Annotated in this window: 24 protein-coding genes; 23 read left to right on the top strand and 1 reads right to left on the bottom strand. The window is 64.5% G+C overall.

Annotated elements, in window-relative coordinates:
• Positions 1 to 12: 12 nt before the first annotated feature.
• The 22 genes from ACFXHE_RS42475 to ACFXHE_RS42370 all read left to right on the top strand — a co-directional run bounded on the left by ACFXHE_RS42475 (position 13) and on the right by ACFXHE_RS42370 (position 21,463).
• Positions 13 to 762, top strand: coding sequence for an SDR family oxidoreductase (locus tag ACFXHE_RS42475; RefSeq protein WP_379391164.1), 750 nt, complete (start codon positions 13 to 15; stop codon positions 760 to 762).
• Positions 759 to 1,640 carry an NAD(P)-dependent oxidoreductase gene (locus ACFXHE_RS42470; RefSeq protein ID WP_379391162.1) on the top strand — a complete coding sequence of 294 codons (882 nt, stop codon included), beginning with the start codon at positions 759 to 761 and terminating at the stop codon, positions 1,638 to 1,640. Before ACFXHE_RS42475 ends, ACFXHE_RS42470 begins: the two co-directional genes overlap by 4 nt.
• Positions 1,637 to 2,029 carry a carboxymuconolactone decarboxylase family protein gene (locus tag ACFXHE_RS42465; RefSeq protein WP_379391160.1) on the top strand — a complete coding sequence of 131 codons (393 nt, stop codon included), beginning with the start codon at positions 1,637 to 1,639 and terminating at the stop codon, positions 2,027 to 2,029. The genes ACFXHE_RS42470 and ACFXHE_RS42465 overlap by 4 nt, the downstream gene beginning before the upstream one ends.
• Positions 2,030 to 2,142: 113 nt before the next feature.
• A complete protein-coding gene (locus tag ACFXHE_RS42460) occupies positions 2,143 to 2,997 on the top strand; it encodes an LLM class F420-dependent oxidoreductase (protein ID WP_379391158.1) in 855 nt (284 codons plus the stop codon).
• A 434-nt stretch (positions 2,998 to 3,431) separates the two neighbouring features.
• Positions 3,432 to 4,286, top strand: coding sequence for an MlaE family ABC transporter permease (locus ACFXHE_RS42455; RefSeq protein ID WP_379391180.1), 855 nt, complete (start codon positions 3,432 to 3,434; stop codon positions 4,284 to 4,286).
• Entirely contained in the window at positions 4,286 to 5,149 is an 864-nt protein-coding gene (locus ACFXHE_RS42450) for an ABC transporter permease (RefSeq protein ID WP_379391156.1), read from the top strand. The genes ACFXHE_RS42455 and ACFXHE_RS42450 overlap by 1 nt, the downstream gene beginning before the upstream one ends.
• A gap of 4 nt (positions 5,150 to 5,153) precedes the next feature.
• The gene (locus ACFXHE_RS42445; protein ID WP_379391154.1) at positions 5,154 to 6,215 is read left to right on the top strand and encodes an MlaD family protein; all 1,062 of its coding nucleotides are present in this window, start codon (positions 5,154 to 5,156) and stop codon (positions 6,213 to 6,215) included.
• Positions 6,212 to 7,216, top strand: a complete 1,005-nt coding sequence (locus tag ACFXHE_RS42440; RefSeq protein ID WP_379391152.1) for an MlaD family protein — start codon at positions 6,212 to 6,214, stop codon at positions 7,214 to 7,216. The genes ACFXHE_RS42445 and ACFXHE_RS42440 overlap by 4 nt, the downstream gene beginning before the upstream one ends.
• Positions 7,204 to 8,229, top strand: a complete 1,026-nt coding sequence (locus tag ACFXHE_RS42435) for an MlaD family protein (RefSeq protein ID WP_379391150.1) — start codon at positions 7,204 to 7,206, stop codon at positions 8,227 to 8,229. Before ACFXHE_RS42440 ends, ACFXHE_RS42435 begins: the two co-directional genes overlap by 13 nt.
• A complete protein-coding gene (locus tag ACFXHE_RS42430) occupies positions 8,229 to 9,332 on the top strand; it encodes an MlaD family protein (RefSeq protein ID WP_379391148.1) in 1,104 nt (367 codons plus the stop codon). Before ACFXHE_RS42435 ends, ACFXHE_RS42430 begins: the two co-directional genes overlap by 1 nt.
• Positions 9,333 to 9,451: 119 nt before the next feature.
• Positions 9,452 to 10,426, top strand: coding sequence for an MlaD family protein (locus ACFXHE_RS42425; protein ID WP_379391146.1), 975 nt, complete (start codon positions 9,452 to 9,454; stop codon positions 10,424 to 10,426).
• A complete protein-coding gene (locus ACFXHE_RS42420; RefSeq protein ID WP_379391144.1) occupies positions 10,423 to 11,379 on the top strand; it encodes an MlaD family protein in 957 nt (318 codons plus the stop codon). Before ACFXHE_RS42425 ends, ACFXHE_RS42420 begins: the two co-directional genes overlap by 4 nt.
• A 42-nt stretch (positions 11,380 to 11,421) precedes the next feature.
• Positions 11,422 to 12,030 carry a hypothetical protein gene (locus tag ACFXHE_RS42415; protein WP_379391142.1) on the top strand — a complete coding sequence of 203 codons (609 nt, stop codon included), beginning with the start codon at positions 11,422 to 11,424 and terminating at the stop codon, positions 12,028 to 12,030.
• Positions 12,031 to 12,552: 522 nt separating this feature from the next.
• A complete protein-coding gene (locus ACFXHE_RS42410) occupies positions 12,553 to 14,220 on the top strand; it encodes a 4Fe-4S binding protein (protein ID WP_379391140.1) in 1,668 nt (555 codons plus the stop codon).
• A 154-nt stretch (positions 14,221 to 14,374) separates the two neighbouring features.
• Complete coding sequence (locus tag ACFXHE_RS42405; protein ID WP_379391138.1) at positions 14,375 to 15,580, top strand: cytochrome P450; 1,206 nt, start codon at positions 14,375 to 14,377, stop codon at positions 15,578 to 15,580.
• Positions 15,580 to 16,377: an SDR family oxidoreductase gene (locus ACFXHE_RS42400; protein ID WP_379391136.1), complete on the top strand. Its 798-nt coding sequence runs from the start codon at positions 15,580 to 15,582 to the stop codon at positions 16,375 to 16,377. The genes ACFXHE_RS42405 and ACFXHE_RS42400 overlap by 1 nt, the downstream gene beginning before the upstream one ends.
• A complete protein-coding gene (locus tag ACFXHE_RS42395) occupies positions 16,374 to 16,577 on the top strand; it encodes a ferredoxin (protein WP_379391134.1) in 204 nt (67 codons plus the stop codon). Before ACFXHE_RS42400 ends, ACFXHE_RS42395 begins: the two co-directional genes overlap by 4 nt.
• A 32-nt stretch (positions 16,578 to 16,609) precedes the next feature.
• Positions 16,610 to 17,161, top strand: a complete 552-nt coding sequence (locus ACFXHE_RS42390; RefSeq protein ID WP_379391132.1) for a nuclear transport factor 2 family protein — start codon at positions 16,610 to 16,612, stop codon at positions 17,159 to 17,161.
• On the top strand, positions 17,158 to 18,417 hold the full coding sequence (locus ACFXHE_RS42385) for a hypothetical protein (protein ID WP_379391178.1): 1,260 nt from the start codon (positions 17,158 to 17,160) through the stop codon (positions 18,415 to 18,417). Before ACFXHE_RS42390 ends, ACFXHE_RS42385 begins: the two co-directional genes overlap by 4 nt.
• Positions 18,418 to 18,441: 24 nt before the next feature.
• Complete coding sequence (locus ACFXHE_RS42380) at positions 18,442 to 20,070, top strand: acyl-CoA synthetase (RefSeq protein WP_379391130.1); 1,629 nt, start codon at positions 18,442 to 18,444, stop codon at positions 20,068 to 20,070.
• Positions 20,071 to 20,175: 105 nt separating this feature from the next.
• A complete protein-coding gene (locus ACFXHE_RS42375) occupies positions 20,176 to 20,769 on the top strand; it encodes a TetR/AcrR family transcriptional regulator (RefSeq protein WP_379391128.1) in 594 nt (197 codons plus the stop codon).
• A gap of 100 nt (positions 20,770 to 20,869) precedes the next feature.
• A complete protein-coding gene (locus ACFXHE_RS42370; protein WP_379391176.1) occupies positions 20,870 to 21,463 on the top strand; it encodes a TetR/AcrR family transcriptional regulator in 594 nt (197 codons plus the stop codon).
• A gap of 64 nt (positions 21,464 to 21,527) precedes the next feature.
• On the opposite strand, the gene ACFXHE_RS42365 is transcribed toward ACFXHE_RS42370, so the two are convergent.
• Positions 21,528 to 21,674 carry a DUF1059 domain-containing protein gene (locus ACFXHE_RS42365; RefSeq protein WP_379391126.1) on the bottom strand — a complete coding sequence of 49 codons (147 nt, stop codon included), beginning with the start codon at positions 21,672 to 21,674 and terminating at the stop codon, positions 21,528 to 21,530.
• A gap of 295 nt (positions 21,675 to 21,969) precedes the next feature.
• Here ACFXHE_RS42365 and ACFXHE_RS42360 point away from each other — a divergent pair.
• Positions 21,970 to 22,229 (top strand): transposase (locus tag ACFXHE_RS42360; RefSeq protein WP_379391124.1); only part of this gene is annotated, 260 nt, incomplete at its 3' end.

Here is a 22,229-nt window from a genome sequence, read left to right as displayed (position 1 = left end):
GCTGAACACATCATGGCACGATTCACCGGCCGTACCGCTATCGTCACCGGTGCCGCACAAGGCATCGGCGCTGCCTACGCGAAGGCGCTGGGTGCCGAAGGCGCCAACGTCGTCGTCGCCGATCTGAACGCCGAGCGCGGCGAAGAGGTCGCGAAGCAGATCATCGCCGACGGCGGCACCGCCGCCTTCCGCCGGGTCGACGTCTCCGATCCCGAATCCGCCACCGCGCTCGCCGATTTCACCGTCGCGGAGTTCGGATCGATCGATCACCTGGTCAATAATGCGGCCATCTACGGCGATATGAAACTCGACCTGCTGCTGACGGTCCCGTGGGACTACTACAAGCGGTTCATGGGCGTGAACCTCGACGGTGCGCTCAACGTGACGCGGGCGGTATGGCAACCGATGGTCACGGCCGGCGGCGGATCCATCGTGAACCAGTCCTCGACCGCCGCGTGGCTCTACTCCGGCTTCTACGGTCTGGCCAAGGTCGGGATCAACGGGCTCACCCAGCAGTTGGCCACCGAGCTGGGCGGCTCGAAGATCCGGGTGAACGCCATCGCCCCCGGTCCGATCGACACCGAAGCCACCCAGACCGTGACTCCCGGCAGCATCGTCAAGGACATGGTTTCGCGCATCCCCATCAAGCGCATGGGGACCCCGGAAGATCTGGTCGGTGCGTGCCTGTATCTGCTGTCCGATGACGCGGGCTGGGTCACCGGTCAGATCCTCAACGTCGACGGCGGGCAGATCATCCGATGAGCGACGAATCCAGTCCGGCCCGAGTCGGGTTCATCGGCCTCGGCAACATGGGCGCGCCGATGGCGAAGCGGCTGCTGGGCTGGCCCGGCGGACTGACCGTCTGTGACGTGCGCGCCGAATCGATGCTGCCTTTCGCCGAGGCGGGTGCGCGCTCGGCGGTCACTCCTGCCGAGGTGGCCGCGCAGTCGAGCGTCATCTGCGTCACCGTCGTCGACGACGCCCAGGTGCGCGAGGTTTTGACCGGCGTCGACGGGGTGCTTCGCACAGCTGCGGCGGGCACCGTCGTTGCCGTCCACTCGACCATCGGTGACCGTACGGCCGAACAACTCGCGGCTGTCTGCGCCGAACACGACGTCGAGTTCGTCGACGCTCCCGTGAGCGGTGGCGCTCCCGGCGCCGCTGGCGGCGCTCTCGCGGTCATGGTCGGCGGATCGACGGCCGCCGTCGAGCGTATCCGCGGGCCCTTCGGCAGCTTCTCGAACCTGATCGTGCATGCCGGTCCGGTCGGAGCCGGCACGCGAATGAAGTTGGCGCGCAACCTACTTCATTTCGTCGCCTTCACCGCGGCGACAGAAGCGCAACGGCTCGCGGAAGCGGCCGGCCTCGATATCACCGAACTCGGCAAAGTCGTGCGGCATTCCGACGCGATCACCGGGGGAGCGGGCGCGATCATGCTGCGCAATACCACCGGACCCGTTGACCCCTCCGACTTCTGGTACCCCATCCTCGGTCACGTCCGTGACTTGGGCGAGAAGGATCTCTCGCTCGCCCTCGAACTCGGGCAGCGACTCGAGACCGACCTTCCGCTGGCAGAGCGCGCCCTGAACGATCTCGGTCGCGGTCTCGGTGTCGCTGAAACAGCAAAGGAGACGTCATGACCATGTCCGAACCCGCTGACACCCGCAGCGACGCACGCCGCCGCGGCTTGGCCAAAATGGCCGAAGTCTATGGCTGGGAATTCAAGGACGGCCCGGGCGACCATTTCGCGGTCACCGCAGACCACCTCTTCGGTGACATCTGGTCGCGGCCGGAACTGAGCGTCCGGGACCGGCGGTTGCTGCTGCTGGGGGCGCTCACGGCGCAGGGATTGTTCGACGTGGCCGAGATCCAGGTCGGCGCCGCACTGCGCAACGACGAGCTGAGCCCGGCGCAGCTGCGTGATGTCGCACTGTTCCTCGGCTACTACGTCGGCTGGCCGTCGGGCACCCGCTTGGACACCGTGGTGGGGGCGGTACTGGCCCAGCACGGGGCTGATGGGAAGAGGTGACCACGTCGCCATGACAGAGCTGAAAGACATTCAGCCGCAGTCATTGTCGGAGATGAACTAGTGGGATGCCAAAGCTGTTGCGCGGATGAGCCGCGCGAAAGGAAGTGAATCGCATGCGATTCGGGATCGTACTGTTCACCAGCGACCGCGGGATTCGGCCGACAGCCGCAGCCCGAGCGGCCGAGGAGAGGGGCTTTGCGTCGTTCTTCGTGCCCGAGCACACCCACATTCCGGTGAAACGCGAAGCCGCGCACCCGTCGACCGGTGACGCTTCGTTACCCGATGATCGATACACACGCACATTGGATCCATGGGTCTGCCTGGCCATGGCCGCAGCGGTGACCGAACGCATAGAACTGTCCACGGCGGTTGCCCTCCCGGTCGAACACGACCCGATCACACTGGCCAAGACGCTGGCCAGTCTCGACCATCTGTCGGGAGGACGGGTCACCCTCGGTGCCGGATTCGGTTGGAACACGGATGAACTCACCGATCATGGAGTTCCTCCGAACAAGCGTCGCACGGTCCTGCGCGAATACGTCGAAGCCATGCGTGCGTTGTGGACCCAGGACGAGGCCGGCTATCGCGGCGAATATGTGTCTTTCGGTCCGAGCTGGGCCTGGCCCAAGCCGGTTCAGACCCACATCCCGGTCCTCATCGGTGCCGCAGGTACCGAGCGCACGTTCCAATGGATCGCACGTTCGGGCGATGGCTGGATCACGACGCCGACCGAAACCGATATCTCGGCGCGGCTTTCGATGCTGAAGAAGATCTGGGCCGACGCGGGACGTTCGGGCAACCCGCGAGTCGTCGCGCTCGACTTCAAACCCGATGCCGCGAAGCTGACGCAGTGGGCGGCCGAGGGCGTGACCGATGTGCTGTACGGGCTTCCCGATCGCTCCGAAGACGAGGTGCTCGCCTATCTCGATCGCCTTGCGGCGAAGCTCGCCGAGCTACGCCTGCCCTGACCACGACGAGCGCTGCCCGCGACCCACGAACCGACACGGGTTCGTGGGTCGCGGTCGTTGGTGTTCGCCACGGTTCGAACTGGCGTTTCGGCTGATCAGAACATGTGAGGGTGCTGCGAACCCGTATCGAATAGATTCCGGTCATCATTCTGGAACATTGTCTGGAATGTGGTCCAAGTCATATGATAGTGTCGGCCCGAAGGCGGCGGAGCTGGTCTTCGGGGAGCGACAAAAGGGTGTGTTTCCCGGATCCGGTAGCCGACGCCGCTGACACCGAATCGGTTCCCTCGGAACGGTTTCGGCCTTACTCATCCGGTCCGGTCGATGAGTGATCTTCCTGAGAAGTGAAACGACGCGAGAACCTCATGACGAAGTGCAAAGACGCTCTTTCCCGAATTCGTGGAGATGACGGTTCGGTCGAACAGCGGATTTCGATGTCTCCGAAGGGAGTAAATCCTCCCAATTCGGCGTGGGCGACCGCCGCTGATGCGCTCCGCCGGAACTTCGCCGAAACCGTACTGTCGAGTGTGGCAACACTGGGCCGAGCAGTTCGAATTGCGGCCGATGCCATCCGGATCGGGATAGCGGACGCTGTCGGCCGGCGTTTCCAGCTACACGAAACACTGAGCCAGGCATGGTTTCTCATCAGAGTGACCGGAGTTCCCGCCATTCTGATGGCGGTGCCGTTCGGCGTCATCGTTTCGGCGCAGGTCGGCAACATAGTCTCCCAGCTCGGAGCGGATTCGATGATCGGTGCCGCCGGCGGGCTCGGTGTCATCAAACAAGGTGCACCCCTGGCGACCGCCATGCTGCTGGGCGGTGCCGGTGCCGCAGCGATCGCGGCCGACCTCGGGGCGAGAACCGTCCGCGAGGAAGTCGACGCGATGCGCGTGATGGGAATCGATCCGATCCAGCGCCTGGTCGTACCCCGGATCGCAGCCATGATGTTGGTGGCCCCACTGCTCAACATCCTGGTCATCTTCGTGGGCGTCGCCTCGGGCTTCGCGGTCGCAGTGGTCGCGCTCGATGTCACCCCGGGAAGCTACTGGCAATCGTTCGGATCCTTCACCACCCCCGTGGATGTCTGGGTCTCACTGATCAAATCCGTGCTCTTCGGCTTTCTGGTGGTAGTGATCGCCTGTCAGCGTGGGCTGGAAGCCAAAGGGGGTCCACGGGGCGTTGCCGACGGGGTGAACGCGGCTGTCGTCATGTCCATTGCGGCCGTCGTCGTTCTCAATACCGCGGTCACTCAGGTGGTCACGATGTTTCTGCCGGTCAGGATGGCGTGATGGCGGCCGCGCCGTACCGTCCGCCCGGTCTGCGCTGGGCGGGCCGGCTGGAGCGGAAAGTTCATCCGGTGCGAGCGATCGACTCTATCGGATTCGTGCTCGGATTCTGTTGGCAGGTCGTGTCTTCCGTGCCATACACCGCCCTGCACTATCGGCGTCAGACCATCGCTGTGATCACCGACATGACGTGGGGCAGGGGCTCGATCATCATCGGCGGCGGGGTGGTCCCGCTGATGCTGTTGCTCGGCGCAGCGATGGGTGCGTCGATCGGAATCGAGGCGTTCAGCGCGTTGAATCTGCTGTCCCTGGGGCAGCTGAGCGGACTCATCTCGGCCTTCGGTGTCACCAGGGAACTCGCGCCGATCGCGGCGGGCATCGGCTTCGCCGCACAGGCCGGATGCCGGATGACCGCGGAGATCGGGTCGATGCGGATCTCGGAGGAAATAGACGCCCTCGAGTCCCTGGGAATCCGCTCCGTGCCGTTCGTCGTCACCACCCGCGTCATCGCGGGCATCGTCGCGGTCGCACCGGCATTCGTCGTCGCCCTGATACTGAGTTATTTCTCCTGTGAGGTGATTGTGACCGCCGTACACGGCACGCCATCCGGTACCTACAAACATTACTTCGACCAATTCATCGTGCCGTGGGACGTCTTCGCGTCGACGGTCAAGGTGGTGGTCTTCGCAATTGCCGTCGTGCTCATCCATTGCTATCAGGGGTTCTTCGCGACGGGCGGTCCAGAAGGAGTCGGGATCGGATCCGGGCGCGCGATTCGTGCCAGCCTGGTGGCGATCATCGGACTCGATATGGTCACCACAATCGCGTTGTGGGGCTTCCAATCACCGATCACCTTCACGGGGTAGTCGGATGCCTGCCTACGCATTACCCGGAAACGAGGTCGGTCCCCGCCGAGCGCGCATACTCGGCACCGGCACGCTCGTCGTAGCCATTCTGATCGCGGTAGTCTGGCGATTCATCCCTGACGTCCCGGCCGAGAACCGTATCGATATCGCACTCGTGGTCGGGTACGTCGGTGAGGGGATCGGCCCGGGAACCGAAATCCGGCTGGACGGTGTCCGAGTGGGCACGGTCCATAGCATCGAATTCTCCGGGCAGGACCGGAGAAAGCTCACCTTGAGCTTGGACCGGTCCCAATTGTTCGGACTCACAACGGGACTGAAGGTCGATTATGTCCCGGGCAACCTGTTCGGCGTCAGCGCCCTCGAGCTCCATCCGGATCCCAGTGGCGAAGCTCTCGTCGACGGCTCGACCGTCGACCTAACCGGCAGAAATTCGAGCCGGGTTCGTGACGCCACGCTCTCGTCGTTGCTGAGCTCGACCGGGGACCTCACCGCACAGGTGCTGACCCCCCAACTGTCCCAACTGCTGAGCACACTGGCCCGTGACTTCGATGGCTTCACCCCGTTGCTGGAAGCTATCGGGAGCACCGCCCGGTCCTATGCCGAAACCCGGCAGATCGCTCCTTCTCAGTTGTTCCAATCGTTCGGAGGCACCCTGGCCGGTATTCCGCCGATGCTGACCGGAGCGTTGACACTGCTGTACGCCAGCTACGACAACGGGTATCTGCGCGAAGACGCGCATATTCAGAAATTCGCGCAGATGTGGCCGAACGTACAGAACCAGCTCCTGCCCGCGGTCACCGCGCTGTTCGGCACCGCCCAGCCCTACTTCTCCGGGCTACTACCGATCGTGACCGTGGTGTTGGACCGGATATCCGGGTCGGTCGGTGACCCGGTCGGGTCCAACAGTCAGTTGCACGATCTGCTCGACCGCCTCGATGCCGCGTTCCGCGACAGCCCAGACGGGCCGGTCTTGCAGACACGCGTCACACTCGACCTCGTACCCGGACTCGCGAGTCCGCTCGCAGCAGTCGTGGGCACGAATCCCGTTGTGGGAGGCGGCCGATGAAGACCGGGGCGCTGCTCGCGCGCGTCGCCGTCGTCGTGGTCGTGATGCTGTTGATCCTCGCCGGCGTCTTCCGTGCGATCGAACGACCGGTAGCCGGCCGGACCGACACCTATACGGCTGTCTTCACCGACGCGAACGGATTGCGCTCGGGCGACGATGTGCGGCTGTACGGCGTGCAGGTCGGTAAGGTCCAGGCAGTCGAACTCGCCGGCGCGCAGGCACGGGTGCGCTTCTCGGTGGAACGCGACCGCCCGCTGTTCACCGAGACCAAAGTCGCCGTGCGCTACCAGAATCTGACCGGATTCCGGTTTCTCGAGATACGCCAACCGGATTCACCCGGTCCCCGGCGCGCGACGACAGCGGTCTTCGGAGTCGACCAGACGATCTCGGCCTTCGACATCACCACCCTGTTCAACGGGTTGCAACCGGTGCTCAGGGAATTGTCTCCCGCCGACCTCAACCAGTTCACCACGAGCCTCCTGGCCGTCATCGACGGTGACGGCACCGGTCTGGGGCCGGCGCTGGGCGCCATCGAGAAACTGAGCCGCTATGTCTCCGACCGGCAGTCGGTCCTGTCGACGCTGGTGGGCAATCTGTCGCGAATCTCGGACCGCATCGGTGGCGATTCCGGAAGCGCCATGAAGCTTCTGGTCAGTCTGACCGATCTGTTCGTTGTCATCACCGACAAGTTGCCCGGGCTCATCGACTTCTCCAATGAAATTCCCCCGGTGCTACAGCCATTGCGCAACATGCTGACCGTGCTGGGGCTGACGGGTAAGCAGGACAGCGATCTCGATGCTCTGCTCCAGCAGGCTTTCCCGGATCCCTACGACGCCGTGGCGGTATTCAATCGGATGCCCGGGCTCATCCAGGCGGTAGCCGCTGCTGTGCCGGCGGCTGGATCCCAGGAACTGCCGACATGTTCGCGTGGGGCCGCCGACGCTCCAGAGCCGCTGCGAATCCTGATCGCCGGACAAAGGATCGTCCTATGCAAATCCTGAAGCGCTTCCGCGGTCCTCGGGTCCGGACCCGGACGACACCTCCGCGTAACACCGATCTGCGCTGGGGCGTGGCCGGATTGGGTGCGGTGATTGTGCTGACCGTCGCCATCGGCGTCGTCTATTTCGCCGGAACCACTCCGCAGCAGGTTTACCGTGCCGACCTGACACAGGCCGGTTCGATCCGTCCCGGTGACGACGTCCGAATCGCCGGAATTCCGGTCGGAAAGGTCAAATCGCTGACGTTGCAGCCCGATCACGTCCGCATGGAGTTCACGGTCGAGGCCGACGCCTTCCTCGGCGACCAGACCGTCCTCGGCATCCGGATGCTGACCGTGGTCGGTGGTTATTACGTCGCTGTCCAACCCTCGGGGTCCAGTCCACTGGGCAAGAGCGTGATCCCGGCAGCGCGGGTCCTGTTGCCCTACAACCTCACTCAGGCATTCCAGGACGCCGTCCAACCGGTCCGGCAGATCGACGGTGACGTGCTCCGACAGAACCTGGCGGTCCTGTCCACGTCGGTGGCCAAGAGTCCCGAATCGATTCGCGCGGTTGTGCAATCGGCCTCGGATCTGGTCACCATGATGAACAAGCAGAATGCCGATATTTCGCGCACCCTCGCGTTCAGCGACGAGTACCTCACGGCATTGCGCCGCAACTCCGACGTGCTGGCCACCCTGCTCATCAACCTGGGCACCCTGGAAAACCTCATTCAAAACAACAAAGTTCAAGTAGCGCAAGCACTTGACGACCTGGCGGTCGTACTGCAAGATTTCATCCCCCTCGGGCGCGCCTGGGACCGTGGCCTGAAGGACCGGGCCCAGCCCCTGGCCGACGCGATTCCCCAACTGCAACAACTCGGTTCGCGTCTGGGTGAACTTCTCGATGCGCTACGCGGACTGGGACAGCGACTGCTGCCGCTGCTGCCGTCCGGCGGCGGAATCACGCTCGACCAATCGAACATGACCCTGCCGGCGCCAGCGGTGTGTGTCCCCGTGCCCGGAGGAGGCTGTTGATGCTCACGAGAGTCGTCGGTTCACGCGCCGTGATGTCGGCCGCAGTGATCCTCGTTCTCGTCGCGGCGGCGACGATAGGTCTGAGAATCAGCCGACCACACCCCGCGACACAGAACTACTGTGCCGATATGCCCGACGCGGTCGGCCTTTTCACAGGCAGCACGGTGACGATCATGGGCGTGCCCGTGGGGGAGGTGACCAGCGTCCAACTCCAGGGCACGGCGACTCGGGTACGGTTCACGGTGCGCGCCGATCGCAAACTTCCCATCGATGTCGGTGCCACGACCCTGAGCGACACCTTGGTCGCGGACCGAAAACTCGCACTGATCGGAGCCGAACCGCCGGGTGCCGGATGGAATCCCGACCGGTGCATCACCAAGACCGTGACGCCCAAGAGCCTCACCGAAACCTTCGACGCTCTGGCGCAGCTATCCGACCAGCTCAACTCTGCGGGAGATCCGGCCCAACGTAATGCGCTGGGGGATGGGATCGCCGCGCTCGACCAGGCGACCAGCGGCTCCGGAGATCAGATCAACGCAATCATCAATCAGCTCAGCACCGCGCTTGCCTCCCCGGACGCGGCAATCGGCCACCTCGGGCAACTACTCGACGCGATCGGCGAACTGGCGCACCGGGCCCGCAACGGCTGGGTGCAGGTGCACGACACCGTCACCGGATTGCCGCAAAGCTTCAACGACATCAACGTCCTCGCCTTTCCACCGGTCATCGATCTGGTGGATGCACTGAGCAAACTGCTTCCCCAGATCAACGACGTCATCGTCATGCTGGGCTCACCCGCACTGCGTTCACTGAACTCGGTCCCGAACCTGTCGCGGCTGCTGGCCGCGGGGGTTGGTTCGCTCGCCGAGAGCATCGGTATGGTGCCAGCGGTCGCGACGGGACTCAGCTCGGCCATCGATCCCGCGTCGGGGCAGTTGAGCATCGGCTACGCACCCCCGAAACTCGCACTCGCACAGGCGGACACCGACCAGGTGTGTGCTGCGATGCAGGCTCTCACCGGCCGGCAATGCGAGCGGTCGAGTAACGGGGCCGTCGTGGTACCGATCGTGCCGGTTCTGCTGTCGGCGGTGAGCGCCCGATGATCGGCCACAGCAAGAGATGGCGGCGGGCGGGTGCACACGCGTCATTGGCGTGGATGCTGGTCCTCGGGGTGGCAGGATGCGACTTTCAGCCCGCGGAGTTGACCGTCCCTGGATCGGGCGTGGACGGGCCCACGTACCGGCTGAGCATCGAGTTCGCCGATGTTCTCAATCTCCCTCCCGGAGCGAAAGTTTTCGCCGACGGCGTGCGTGTGGGCCAGCTGACCCACCTCAGGCTCGTCGATCCGGTGGCCGCAGAGGCGGATGGTCCGGCCCGTCGGGGCTATGTCGTCGCGGAGGTCGCGATCCGGGATTCGGTGCATTTGCCAAAGGAGACCACCGCGGCGCTGCGGCAGGAAACGCCGCTGGGTGATGTCCACATCGCGTTGAGTGTGCCCGCCACCGCGAGCGGGCAGTCGCTGAGCGCGGGCGCGACCATTCCACTGGCTCAGACCAGTCAGTCGGTGCCCATCGAGGACATCTTCGCCGGCCTGTCGACGTTCGTCGGCAGCGGCGCGGTAGGCAATGTGCAGCGCATCGTCGACAAGATGAACGCCATCCTTCCCAAGGATCCGCGCGACACGGCGCACATCTCCGCGACACTCGGAGCCGACCTCTCGGATCTCGGTGCCAACCTCGGGTCCGTCGACGCATTGCTGGACGGTGTCCAGGCAACCGTCGATCAAGGCATCGGCGACAACCTGCCCAAGCTCGATGTACTGCTGACACCACGGGGCGCGCAGCACACCATCGATGCGATCAATGCGGAAATCGGAATCATCTTCGTGCTCACTGCGCTCGGGCCGGTGGCGCCGAGCCTGCAATGGCTGGGACCGGTCTTGCAGTCACTCGACGGCACCGTGCGGGCCGTCGTACCCATGCTGTTCGGCAGCCATCCGCTCGACACCAACTCGCCGTCGAATCTGAAGCAGGCTGTCGATCTGATTCAGAACAAGATCATCCCCTTCGTCGATCACGGCCCCAAGGTGAACGTGGTCGGCATCTCGGTCGGCACACCGCAGCCATCGGCCATGTCCGAGAGCGACCAGACGACCCGGATTCTCGACACGCTGCGGATGATCGGAGTGGTCCGGTGAATGTGCGTGCGACGGTATCGCTTTCGGCGATTGCCATGGTCCTGGTGCTCGGGGCCGCGTACATGACGTTCGGGGTGTTACATCTGGACCCTAGACGCACGTACCTCACCGCCGAGATGCGCCTGGACAATTCCGGGGGCCTGGTTGCCCACGCCCCGGTGCTGCTGGCCGGTGTCCAAGTCGGTCGCACCGAGTCGGTTACCCGGGAGGTGACCGGCGTACTGGTCCGCATCCGGATCGAGCGGCGCTACCACATTCCGCTCGCCAGTGACGTCCGCATCGAGCAGTTGTCGGCGCTCGGCGAGCCCTACATTCAGTTCTCCCCTCGGCAGGCCGGTGGGCCCTACCTGGCGGACGGGCAGGTGGTGCCGGCCGACCGGGTCCGAAAGCCGATGACCATCAGCGAGCTATCGGGCAAAGTCGTCGACCTGCTCGCACAGATAAAACCCGAAGTGATTGCCGACCTGGTGAATACCTTCGATCGCGCCCTCGCCGGCACTGATCCGGCCGTGCAAACCTTGCAGCGCTCTACGTCGTTGCTGGCGGCCACATTGCTCAGCCGGACCCAGACGATCCGCCAGCTCTTCAGCGATATCCAGGCGCTCGGCGGCGACATCGACTGGATGGGGCCATCGCTGGCCGCGGCCGGGCCCGAATTCGGGGCCTTCGGCACCACACTCAACAAGATCGTCGAGTCCGGGTCGGCGCTCGCCGAGAGCCGACCCGTCGACAGCTATTTCACAGGTGACGGTCTGGTCCCGTTCCTGCGCAATCTCACGACCTTCGTGCAGCAGATCGGTCCGACTGCCGCACAACTCGGTCCGGTGCTCGAGCCGGTTGTCGCCGACGCCGTCCATCGCACACCCGCGATCGACATCAGCGCCCTCATCGCGCAGGGGCTCGAGGCCGTCGAGGCCGATGGCACCGTGCATTTTCGAATCGGCACCAAGTAACAGCCCTGGCAGGGCCGCACGTATCTCGTGGAAGGAAAGGAAATGGCAACGCAAACCGACGAAGCTGCCGAGGAATCGGCCGAGAAGCAACAGCAACAACCTCCCGTGGCGCTCCGGAAAACCCGGGCCCGCACGGTGTCGTTGCGGTTGTCGACGGTGCTGACCGCTGCCGTCGTGACGGTGGTCGCGGTCGCGGCCCTCACATTCGCCGTCCTGTATCGGGACGCGAAATCCGATCTCGCGAAACGCGATTCGGCGGAGGCCGACGCCAGGCACGCCGAACAGGTGGCATCGGACTACGCATTGGGGGCGTCGACGATCGACTACAAGGACACCAAGGCTTGGCTGACCCGGTTGCAGGCCGACACCACGCCGCAACTGGCGGCGAAATTCGCCGCCACCGGTCCACAGCTCGAACAGATTCTCCTGCCGTTGCAATGGACGTCCAAGGCGGTCCCGCTGTCCTCCTCGGTCATCTCGGAGGCGGGCGGCATCTACAAGGTGAACACCTACCTGAACGTGACGTCCACCAGCGCACAGTCCCCGGACGGCGCGCAGACGACGGTCACCTACTCGCTCACCATCGACCGCAACGCCGATTGGAAGATCACTGACGTGGGTGGACTCCAAAATGCGTTGCCCACCAAATGAATTCGACTTGACCGACGAGATGTCCGCACCGGCTGTCGTGCCGGACGGCCCGGACGGCAGCACCACCGCGCGGCACACCGCGGTGCTGGGCACGATGTCCGCACCGAAAAGTCCTACCTCTTGGCTCGACGATCTCGCAGCGGCCGCAGCCCGCGGCGCCAGGGGCACAGTTCTGGCCGGGTTCACCAAATGTGGAGAACCGTCATGCGACACGTGCTCGCCCCGACGTCAGTCGACCAGGTCGCCGATTTCGATGCGCCCTCCCGGCTGCCTCCAGGTCGCGACCAGGGTGGCCCGGGTCGCGTTCACCCCGCTGACCGCGATTTTGCGACGGGTCTTCTGACCGTCGGCGCCCGGCTCGAGGCATGGCTGAAATGTCGCTGAGCGTGCGGCGGGTTTCGGACCGCTATTGCATGTGGATCGCTATGCGAAATAGTATCCATACAAGTGTCCGATCTACTGTCCATATAGTCGCCTGTCGGACGACGACCATCGTGGCGGCTCCCGATCCGTGAGGACTCCATGGCATACGTGATCACCCAACGCTGCTGCAACGACGCCAGTTGTGTGGCGGAATGCCCAGTCGACTGCATTCGCCCCCGTCCCGACGACCCGGCCTTCGCCCGTGCCGAGTTGCTGCACATCGACCCGGACACCTGCATCGATTGCGGTGCGTGCGTCGACGCCTGTCCTGTCGATGCGATCTACGGTGCGGATGAATTACCTCCGGCGCTGGCGCGGTACGCGGAGATCAACGCCGCGTACTTCGAGCGGAACCCGCTCGATACCTCAATCGCGCCCGCCACCGCTGTGGTGCGACTTCCCAGGGATACGGACGCCTTGCGGGTGGCGATCGTCGGCACCGGCCCGGCGGCCTGTTATGTCACGGAACAACTCCTCGGTCGCGGCCGGGTCGAGATCGACATGTTCGACCGGCTGTCGGCTCCTTGGGGGCTGGCTCGCTACGGCGTCGCTCCGGATCATCCCGAGACGCGAGGTGTCACCAACGGATTCGCCGCTGCCTTCAAGCGCGATTCGGTACGGATGCACCTCAATGTCGAGATCGGGCGCGACGTAACCCACGATGAACTCCTCTCGCACTTCCATGCGGTCGTCTACGCGGTCGGGGCGTCCGCGGATCGCAGGCTCGGCGTGCCGGGTGAGGACCTTGCGGGCAGTTGCTCGGCCACCGAATTCGTGGCTTGGTACAACGGGCATCCGGACTTCGCCGACCGCGAATTCGATCTCTCCGGCGAACGGGCGGTGATCGTCGGCAACGGGAACGTCGCGCTCGATGTCGCTCGTATCCTCACTGCGGATCCTGAGCTGCTCGCGCAGACCGACATTGCCGACCATGCACTGGAAGCGTTGCGGCACAGTAGAATTCGTGAAGTCGTACTGCTCGGTCGCCGCGGGGTGCAGCATGCTGCTTACACGGGGCCCGAGTTCCTTGCGCTGGGTGATCGCGAAGGGGTGGACGTCGTCGTGGATCCGTCCGACCTCGACGAGGGGGTGGTAGCCGTTCTGGCCGACCCCGGCACCGATGCGGCGTTGCGGCTGAAGCTGAGGTTGGCCGGTGAGTATGCCCGCAGAGCCCGTGTGGCGGATCGGTGCATTGTGTTCCGGTTTCTCGTCTCTCCTACTCGACTGCATGGATCGGATCGAGTCGAAGCGATCACGATCGCCCACAATCAACTGTCGGACGGGGAGCATGGGTCGCCGGTCGCGGCGACGGAGCGCACGGAAACTGTCGGTGCTTCCTTGGTGCTGCGAGCCATCGGATACCGGGGTCTGCCGTCGGCCGATGTGCCGTTCGACCCTGCCCTCGGAGTCATACCGAACGTGCGTGGACGGGTGGTCGACGCCAGGGGGGAGTCGGTGCCGGGCGCGTACACGGCGGGCTGGATCAAGCGCGGGCCGCGTGGTGTCATCGGCACGAACCGCGGCGATGCCGAGGAAACGGTGAACGAACTGATCGCGGACTTCCTCGACGGCCGCCTTCGGGAACCCGCTCGCGCCCCGGAGTCGTTCACGCAGCTGCTGAGTCGGCGTTGTCCGCGACGCGTCGACTACGCGGGATGGATGGCGATCGATGCCGCCGAACGTGCTGGTGGCGCGGCGGCGCGGCGTCCGCGCGTGAAGTTCGTTCGCGCCGACGACATGATCGCCCTCGTCCGCAACGGCGTCTGAAGGTCGATCGTCGAGGATGCGTCTCACCGCACACCCATTGTGATGGAAAGCTGTCGGTGATACTGTCCAGACACATGTCCAGTCTATTGTCCTCCTAGGGTGGCCGTCAGGTCGCCAACGGGCAGGGCGTTCAATCGAATTCGAGGTGCGCGTGATGACTTCGGCCTCCCTGGAGCCGTTCACGTTCGATCCATACGACTACCGGTTCCACGAGGATCCCTACCCGACCTACGAGCGGCTGCGTCGCAGTGCCCCGCTCTACTACAACCCGGAATTGGACTTCTGGGCCTTGTCCCGGCATGCCGACGTCATCGCCGGGTTCCGGGACAACGTTCGCCTGTCCAGCGCCAACGGTGTCTCACTCGACCCCGCCGCCTGGGGCCCGCACGCACACCGGACCATGTCGTTCCTGGCGATGGACGATCCGCGTCACCTTCGGATGCGTCGCCTCGTGTTCAAGGGGTTCACACCGCGCCGGGTCACCGAGATGGACAAGCGCATCCACGAGCTGACCCTCGAACATCTCGAGCCGGCCCTCACGCGTGGATCCTTCGACTGGATCGAGGATTTCGCCGGCAAATTGCCGATGGACGTCATCTCCGAGCTGATGGGCGTCCCGGCTCCCGACCGCGCGGAGATTCGCAGACTGGCCGATCTGGTCGTGCATCGTGAGGACGGTGTCCTCGATGTGCCCATGGGCGCGATCGAAGCGTCGCTGTCGCTGATCACGTACTACAGCGACATGGTGGCCGCGCGACGGGCGACACCGACCGAGGATCTCACCTCGGCCTTGCTGGAGGCCGAAATCGACGGCGACAGGCTCAGCGACGAGGAAATCATCGGGTTCATGTTCCTGATGGTGGTCGCGGGCAACGAGACCACCACGAAACTTCTGGGGAATGCGCTCTATTGGGCCGCACGCACACCCGGCGAGTACGCCAAGGTCGTCGCGGACCCCGACCTGGTGCCGGACTGGGTCGAGGAAACGCTGCGGTTCGACACGTCGAGTCAGATCGTGGCGCGCAGTGCGGCGACGGATATCGAGATGTACGGTCGGACCATTCCGGCGGGTGCCAAGGTGCTGCTGCTCATGGGTTCGGCCAACAGAGACGCCGACGCCTTCCCCGACGCCGACACCTTCCGAATCGATCGACCCGAAAAAGGGGCGATCTCCAGCTTCGGAGCGGGCGTGCACTTCTGCCTGGGAGCTCACCTGGCGCGTCTGGAAGCAACTATCGCACTACGCGAATTCGCCTCGCGTGTTCGCGATTTCGCACTCGAAGACGCAGGAATCGTGCGCGTGCACTCCACCAACGTCCGCGGCTTCGCCGCGCTGCCGATCACGACGGAGGTCGCCTGATGCCCCGCTTTGCACCTCATCCGGAACGCCGGCCGGTCCTGATCTCCGGCGCCTCGGCCGGAATCGGCGCGGCTACCGCCGAAGCCCTCGCCGAACTCGGTCATCCCGTGGTGCTGGGTGCGCGCCGGGTCGAGCGCTGTGCGGACTTGGCGGCGAAGATCCGCCGCAACGGCGGCGAAGCGCTCGCGGCACGGCTCGATGTCACCGACAGCGCCTCGGTGGACGAGTTCGTCACCGCCGCGGAGGCAGCATTCGGGCCGGCCGAGATCCTGGTCTCCGGCGCCGGAAGCCTCGTCTTCGGCCAGGTCCACCAGTTGACCCCCGACCAATTCCTGGATCAGGTGCAACTGCACCTCATCGGTGTGCAGCGACTGGCCCACCGAGTGATTCCCGGCATGATCGAGCGCGCCCGCGGAGATTTCGTGATCATCAGCTCCGATACCGCGCCGGCGCCGCGGCCTCGATCCGGCGCTTACCCCGCATCGAAGGCGGGTCTCGAGGCCATGGCCAAGCAAATGATGATGGAACTCGAAGGTACAGGTGTGCGTGCCTCGGTGGTCCGCCCCGGCCCGACCATGACCGAGATCGGTTCGGACACCACCGCCGAGATCATCGGTCCCGTACTCGAAGACTGGTCCGCATGGGGCTTCCTCCGGCACAACGAAATGCTGCGCGCGGCGAACCTTGCCGCTGCGATCGTGGCGGTCGTGTCGGCGCCACGGGGTGCGCACATTCAATTGACCGAAGTCCAACCCGAGGCTCGCGTTCGCGTCGATGCAGTCAGGAGCAAACCATGAAGATCGCCGCCGACCTGGACCTGTGTCAGGGGCACGCGGTGTGCGCCGCGGAGGCCCCCGAGGTCTTCACGGTGCCCAATCGCGGCAAGGTCGAAATTCTCGATGCCGAGCCCGGACCCGATGTCCGAGCGGCCGTCCGAAACGCCGTTCGTTACTGCCCCACCCAGGCGCTGTCGATGATCGACGACGCCGAGCGCTAACGACCTCGTACGTTCACGAAAGGACCACAACCATGGCTGATTTCGATCGCGCCGAACTCGACGAGATGGTGCGACGCTGGCTGCAGGCCAACAAGGACTGCGAGGCTGCCGGCGATTGGCGGCCGCTCGCGGAGTTCTATACCGCGGATGCCACCTACGGCTGGAACTACGGGCCGACCCAGGAGTTCATGGCCGTCGGCCGTGACGAGATCCGCGACATCGCCATCGGTTTGGAGATGGACGGTCTGGAGGGCTGGACCTACCCCTACCAGGACTGGGTGATCGACGAGCGCAGCGGCAACCTGATTGGGCTCTGGAAGCAGGTCGCCGATACCACCCGGGCCGACGGCACCCACTACTCACCCGAAGGGATCGGCGGAAGCTGGTTCCGTTACGGGGGGAACTACCAATGGTCGTGGCAGCGTGACTTCTTCGACTTCGGCAATGTCAGCGCCTTGTTCCTGGAAATGATGACCGCGGACGCCCTGTCGCCGGGAATGAACAAGCGCATCGCACGCGCGACATCCGGTGAGAAGCTGCCCGGTTGGTACGCGATCGGCGAATCGCCGGTGCCGCTGTGGTGAACTCCGCCGACGAATCTCCCAGCGGCTTCGCCGATCTCAGCCGCGACGCGCTGGCCGTGCTCGTGCCGGAACTGTTGCTGAGCGGGCATCTCATCGATCGCTCTGGGATGGCCCACAGCATCGCCGCTTTCGGGCGAGACGGCATGACACAGATAGCGATCGAAGAGTGGCAGGTCGCGAGCCCGATCTATACCCGCCGCATGCAGCGGGCCCTGAACTTCACCGGCGACACCGTCGAGACGATCTTCAAGGGCCTGCAGCTGGATATCGGTGCGCCACCCCAGTTCATGGACTTCCGCTATCGAGTCGATGACGACCACCACGGCGAGTTCTGGCTCGATCACTGCGGTGCCCTGGCCGATGTGGAGCCGATGGGCGAGGACTATGTCCGCGCCATGTGCCACGACATCGAGGATCCGACCTTCGATGCCACAGCGCTGGCAACCAATCCGCACGTCCAGGTCCGGCCGATCCATCGCCCGCCCCGGGTGCCCGCGGACCGCCACCCGGTCTGTGCGTGGACCGTCGTCATCGACGCGGCCCATGTGCCGCCACCGATTCCGCCGAACTTCCAAACGGTGTCGATGTCCTGGGCGGCCCGGACGAAGCTCGAACCCATCGATCCGAGCGACGCCGGTTCCGCCGACTACAGTGGTCCGCTGCTGAGCGACCTGCGCTTCGCCGACTTCTCACGTTCGGCGCTGATTCGGATGGCCGACGAAGTCTGCCTGCAACATCATCTCCTCACCCTCGGATTCCTGATCGCCGTCGGGACCCGCGCGGATGCCGATCTCACCGCGCGGATCGGGCGCAAACAATTCGCGGGCATCGCGGGGCTGACCGCAGAGCGACTGTGCGGCGCGCTCGGACTCGGCGATGACGATGCCGCCCTGGCTCAGGTCCTGCGACTGCACCCGGCATGGAACCCGCTGCCCTACACCGGTGTTCAAGTCGACCGCGCGGAAATCGGAGTGCGACTACGGATTCCGAAACGCAGCGGAGCCGTTGCAGACCGGGTCTGGCCGTCGCTGGTCGACGCTGCGAACCTGGCGCCGATCGAGGCCATCGCACGCGGGGTCAACCCGCGCTACGCGGTGCATGTCATCTCCGACACCGACGAGGAATTGGCCGTCGGATTCCTACTGGCCGAGAAGCCCTTCGCCGAAGCCGGAGAGGTGGCCATCACCCGATTCAGTACCGGAGCCGAATTTCGGTTCACCGATCGCGGTATCCCGCTCCCGCTCACCGTGATCTGATCGCACCCGAAGGATGAACCGCTCATGGCGCGCAATTTCGCTGACCTTTTCGAGCACGCGGTCGACGCGATGCCCGAACGCACCGCGCTGATACAGAACGACCGCAGCCTCACTTTTCGCGAACTCGACATCCGCGCGAACCGCCTTGCCCATCACCTGATGTCGGTCGGTGTCGGCCCCGGCGTCCACGTCGGATTCCAGATGCACAACAGCATCGAAACCATGGAGACCTTGATCGCCTGCTACAAGGTGCGAGCCGTGCCGATCAACATCAACTATCGCTACAGCGCGGAGGAACTGCGATACCTCTACGGCAACGCCGACATTCACACCCTGCTGTTCCATCGTTGCTATGCGACCGCTGTCGAACAGGTACTCGCACAGGTCGAATGCGTGCGCCATGTCATCGTGGTGGACGATGACCTCGGCGGAGTGGAGCACGCCGCCGATGCGGTCGATTACGAATCGGCGCTGTCCGATGAGACGACCAGGCCGACTACCGAACGCTGTGCCGACGACATGTTCATGATGTACACCGGTGGCACCACCGGACTTCCGAAGGGCGTCATGTGGCGGCAGGAAGATATGTGGCGGGTGCTGGGCGGGGGAATCGATTTCTATACCGGGGAACAGGTCGCGGATGAATACCAGCAGTCGCGCGTCGGCGCCACGGTCGACCCGAGTGTGTGGCTCATTCTGCCGCCGTTGATCCACGCCGCGGCCATGATGCCCTCGTTCACCGCATTGTGGAGCGGCAACACCGTCGCCTACGAGTCTCGATTCGACGCCGCCTCCGCCTGGCGAACAGTGGAGCGGATCAGGCCGGCCGTCATGGTGATCACCGGCGACGCGATGGGCCGCCCGCTGCTGGACGCCTACCGGGCCCATCCCACGGACGCCGGCTCGTTGGTCGCGATCGCCTCCGGCGCTGCCCTTCTCTCGCAGTCGGTGAAAAACCAACTCCTCGAACAATTTCCGAACGCTGTCGTATCGGATTCCATCGGATCATCCGAAACGGGTTTCGGGGGAATCGGATTCGCGACCAAGGCCGACACCCCGGGCCGCGGACCGCGGGTCCGAACCGGGCGCGGTGCCGTGGTCGTCGATGAGAACGGGCGGCAGGTCGCTGCGGGAAACGAAGGCTGGCTGGCCAAGACGGGCGCCGTACCACTCGGCTACTACAAGGACCCGGAAAAGACACAGCGTCTGTTCAAGACCGTCGACGGGGCACGAATGGTGATCACCGACGATCGCGCACGGGTCGAGCACGATGGCTCCATCACTCTGATCGGGCGCGGAAACATGGTGATCAACACCGGTGGTGAGAAGGTCTTCGTCGAAGAGGTCGAAGGCGTTCTGAAAGCACACGCAACGGTTTTCGACGCAGTGGTGCTCGGCATTCCTCACGAGCGGTGGGGGCAGCAGGTCGCCGCGGTGGTGTCGGTGACCTCGGGTGCGGAGCTGGACTTCACGGCGCTGACACACCATGCGCGATCGCATCTTGCTGGATACAAGATTCCGCGAACGGTGTGGATCGCGGACTCGATAACACGTTCCCCCAGCGGAAAGCCCGACTACCGGTGGGCGAAGGCATATGCCGAACAGTACGAACCACAATTCTCCGGCCGAGATGTCGGCACACAAGTGATGTGATCAAACCGGACAGCCGCCTCGGCGAGCGCGGATCGCCGAGGCGGGACGAGTCGGTAAGGGGCCGAAATTGGTTGATGCAGCTGTTCTCATCCGCGTTTAGAGCTCATGTCCCGTCAGTGGGCCGATGGTGCCGAACCTACCCGGCGTCACCTGACCGAGAAGCAGGTTGATGCCGTTGAACGCATGACGAAATCCGCGGTCGAAATCTTGCTGGCCCGAGGGTACGGGGCGACGACGATCCGAAGGATCGCAGCGGCGGCCGGTGTCGGAGCCGCTACCGCGTACATCTACTTCTCCTCCAAGGAACACATCTTCGCCGAGATATTCTGGCGTCGTCTGATGCTGGCTCCGCACCCTGATTACGGAGCGCTCGGTCCCGCCGATCGGGTGGTGCTGACTTTGCGGCAGCTGTCGGCACTCGTCGCCGACGAGCCCGCGCTGGCCATGGCGGTAAGCCTCGCGCTGCTCGGCGAGGACCCCGACGTCCAGCATCTTCGTGCCTGTATAGCGAGAGAGATCCGCCGGCGTCTCGCCGCTGCGCTGGGCTACGGGAACGATGGGCGTATCGCGGTACTCGAGCTCCTGTACACCGGCGCCATGTTGCAGGCCGGAATCGGATGGTTGTCGTATGCACAGGTCGGCGATCTGCTCGAAGCCTGCGCATACCGAATCCTTGCCGAATGTCCACCGTCCACCTGAGCGACCGCAGCACAACCCGTCGGCGACTTTGCTCCGGACGTCGTGTGGGTGTCGAGGGCGGGAATCTCCCAGGCGCGTCGATTGGTCTGGACAGGTGTCGATGCTACTATCTGGTCAAATGTCTACCTCTGTATCGCAACATGTCGAGGCCACGCGCCGGCGCCTGTCCAAGAAGCAGGTCGAGACCGTCGACCGCCTGACCCGCGCGGTGATCGTTGTCCTGGCCCGAGAAGGCTACGCGAACACGACGATTCGCCTCATCGCCGCCGAAGCTGGGGTCGGCACGGCGACGGCGTACACCTATTTCTCGTCCAAGGAACATCTGATCGCCGAGGTGTACTGGCGGCGGCTGACCGCGGCGACAGTGGACATTCCCGAGAATGCGGATGCATCGACGCGCGCGGTCGCCGTATTGAGGCAGGCCGCGCTGTTGCTCTCCGAGGAGCCGGCACTGGCGTCCGGGATCAGTCAAGCGCTGCTCGGGAACGACCCGGATGTCGCGCATCTGAGGGTGCGTATCGGTGCCGAATTGCATTCACGGCTCAGTGCGGCGGTGGGTCCCGAGCATGCTCAGGACCTGGGGCATCTGGAGTTGCTGTACTACGGAGCGATGCTGCAGGCGGGGATGGGACACCTGTCGTACGCGGAGGTCGCGGATCGAATGGAACGTTGCGCCCGAAGCCTGCTGGCGTGATGTGCGGCTACCTTGGTCACGCGCTGGCGTGACCAAGGGTGGGGCATGAGAAGCCCTGCGACGTTCAGTATGCGATGAAGAGGATCTCGTCGCGGGTGTAGTCGTGGTCCGGATGGTTCTGGACGAGGTGAATGCGGGTCTTCTCGACGAGGTCGTCCTCGTCGGCACCTTTGATGTACTCGCCGCAGGGGCAATTGAGCCGAGTCTTCATCGTTTCTCCTTGTGGGGCAGGGACGGTGGGTCTCATCGTCGATCCAATATGCGGTTGACCAGTTTCTCCGGCGACCGCAGCCGCCGGGAGAAGATGGCGTATCCGGTGCCGGCGTCGTACAAACCGGCGGTGTAGATCGCCTCCAAACGCTCAACGGTCGTGGCATCTGCGCGACGCCCGAGGGCGGCTCGAATCCGGCGCTGCACCCTGCCTGCTGACTGGAGCCCGCTGAGCAGGTCCAGCGGTTGTGGGAGTTCTGATGCACCAGAATGGGTGCAGGAGGACGGTTCACGACATGACGCGACGACGACACACCCCCGAGCAGATCATCCGCAAGCTCCGCGAGGGCGAGAAGCTACTCGGTGAGAAGTTCTCGATCGAGGAGGTGTGTAAACACCTCGAGATTTCCGAGGCCTCCTGGCATCGCTGGCAGTCCCAGTACGGCGGCATGAAATCCGACGACGCCAAACGGCTCAAAGAGCTCGAACGCGAGAATGCGCGGTTGAAGAAGATGGTCGCCGAGCAGGCCCTCGACATCGACATGCTCAAGGAACT

It is taken from the genome of Nocardia sp. NPDC059229 (genome assembly GCF_042754165.1).
Classification (GTDB): domain Bacteria; phylum Actinomycetota; class Actinomycetes; order Mycobacteriales; family Mycobacteriaceae; genus Nocardia.
This window is presented reverse-complemented; position numbering and strand designations above follow the sequence as displayed.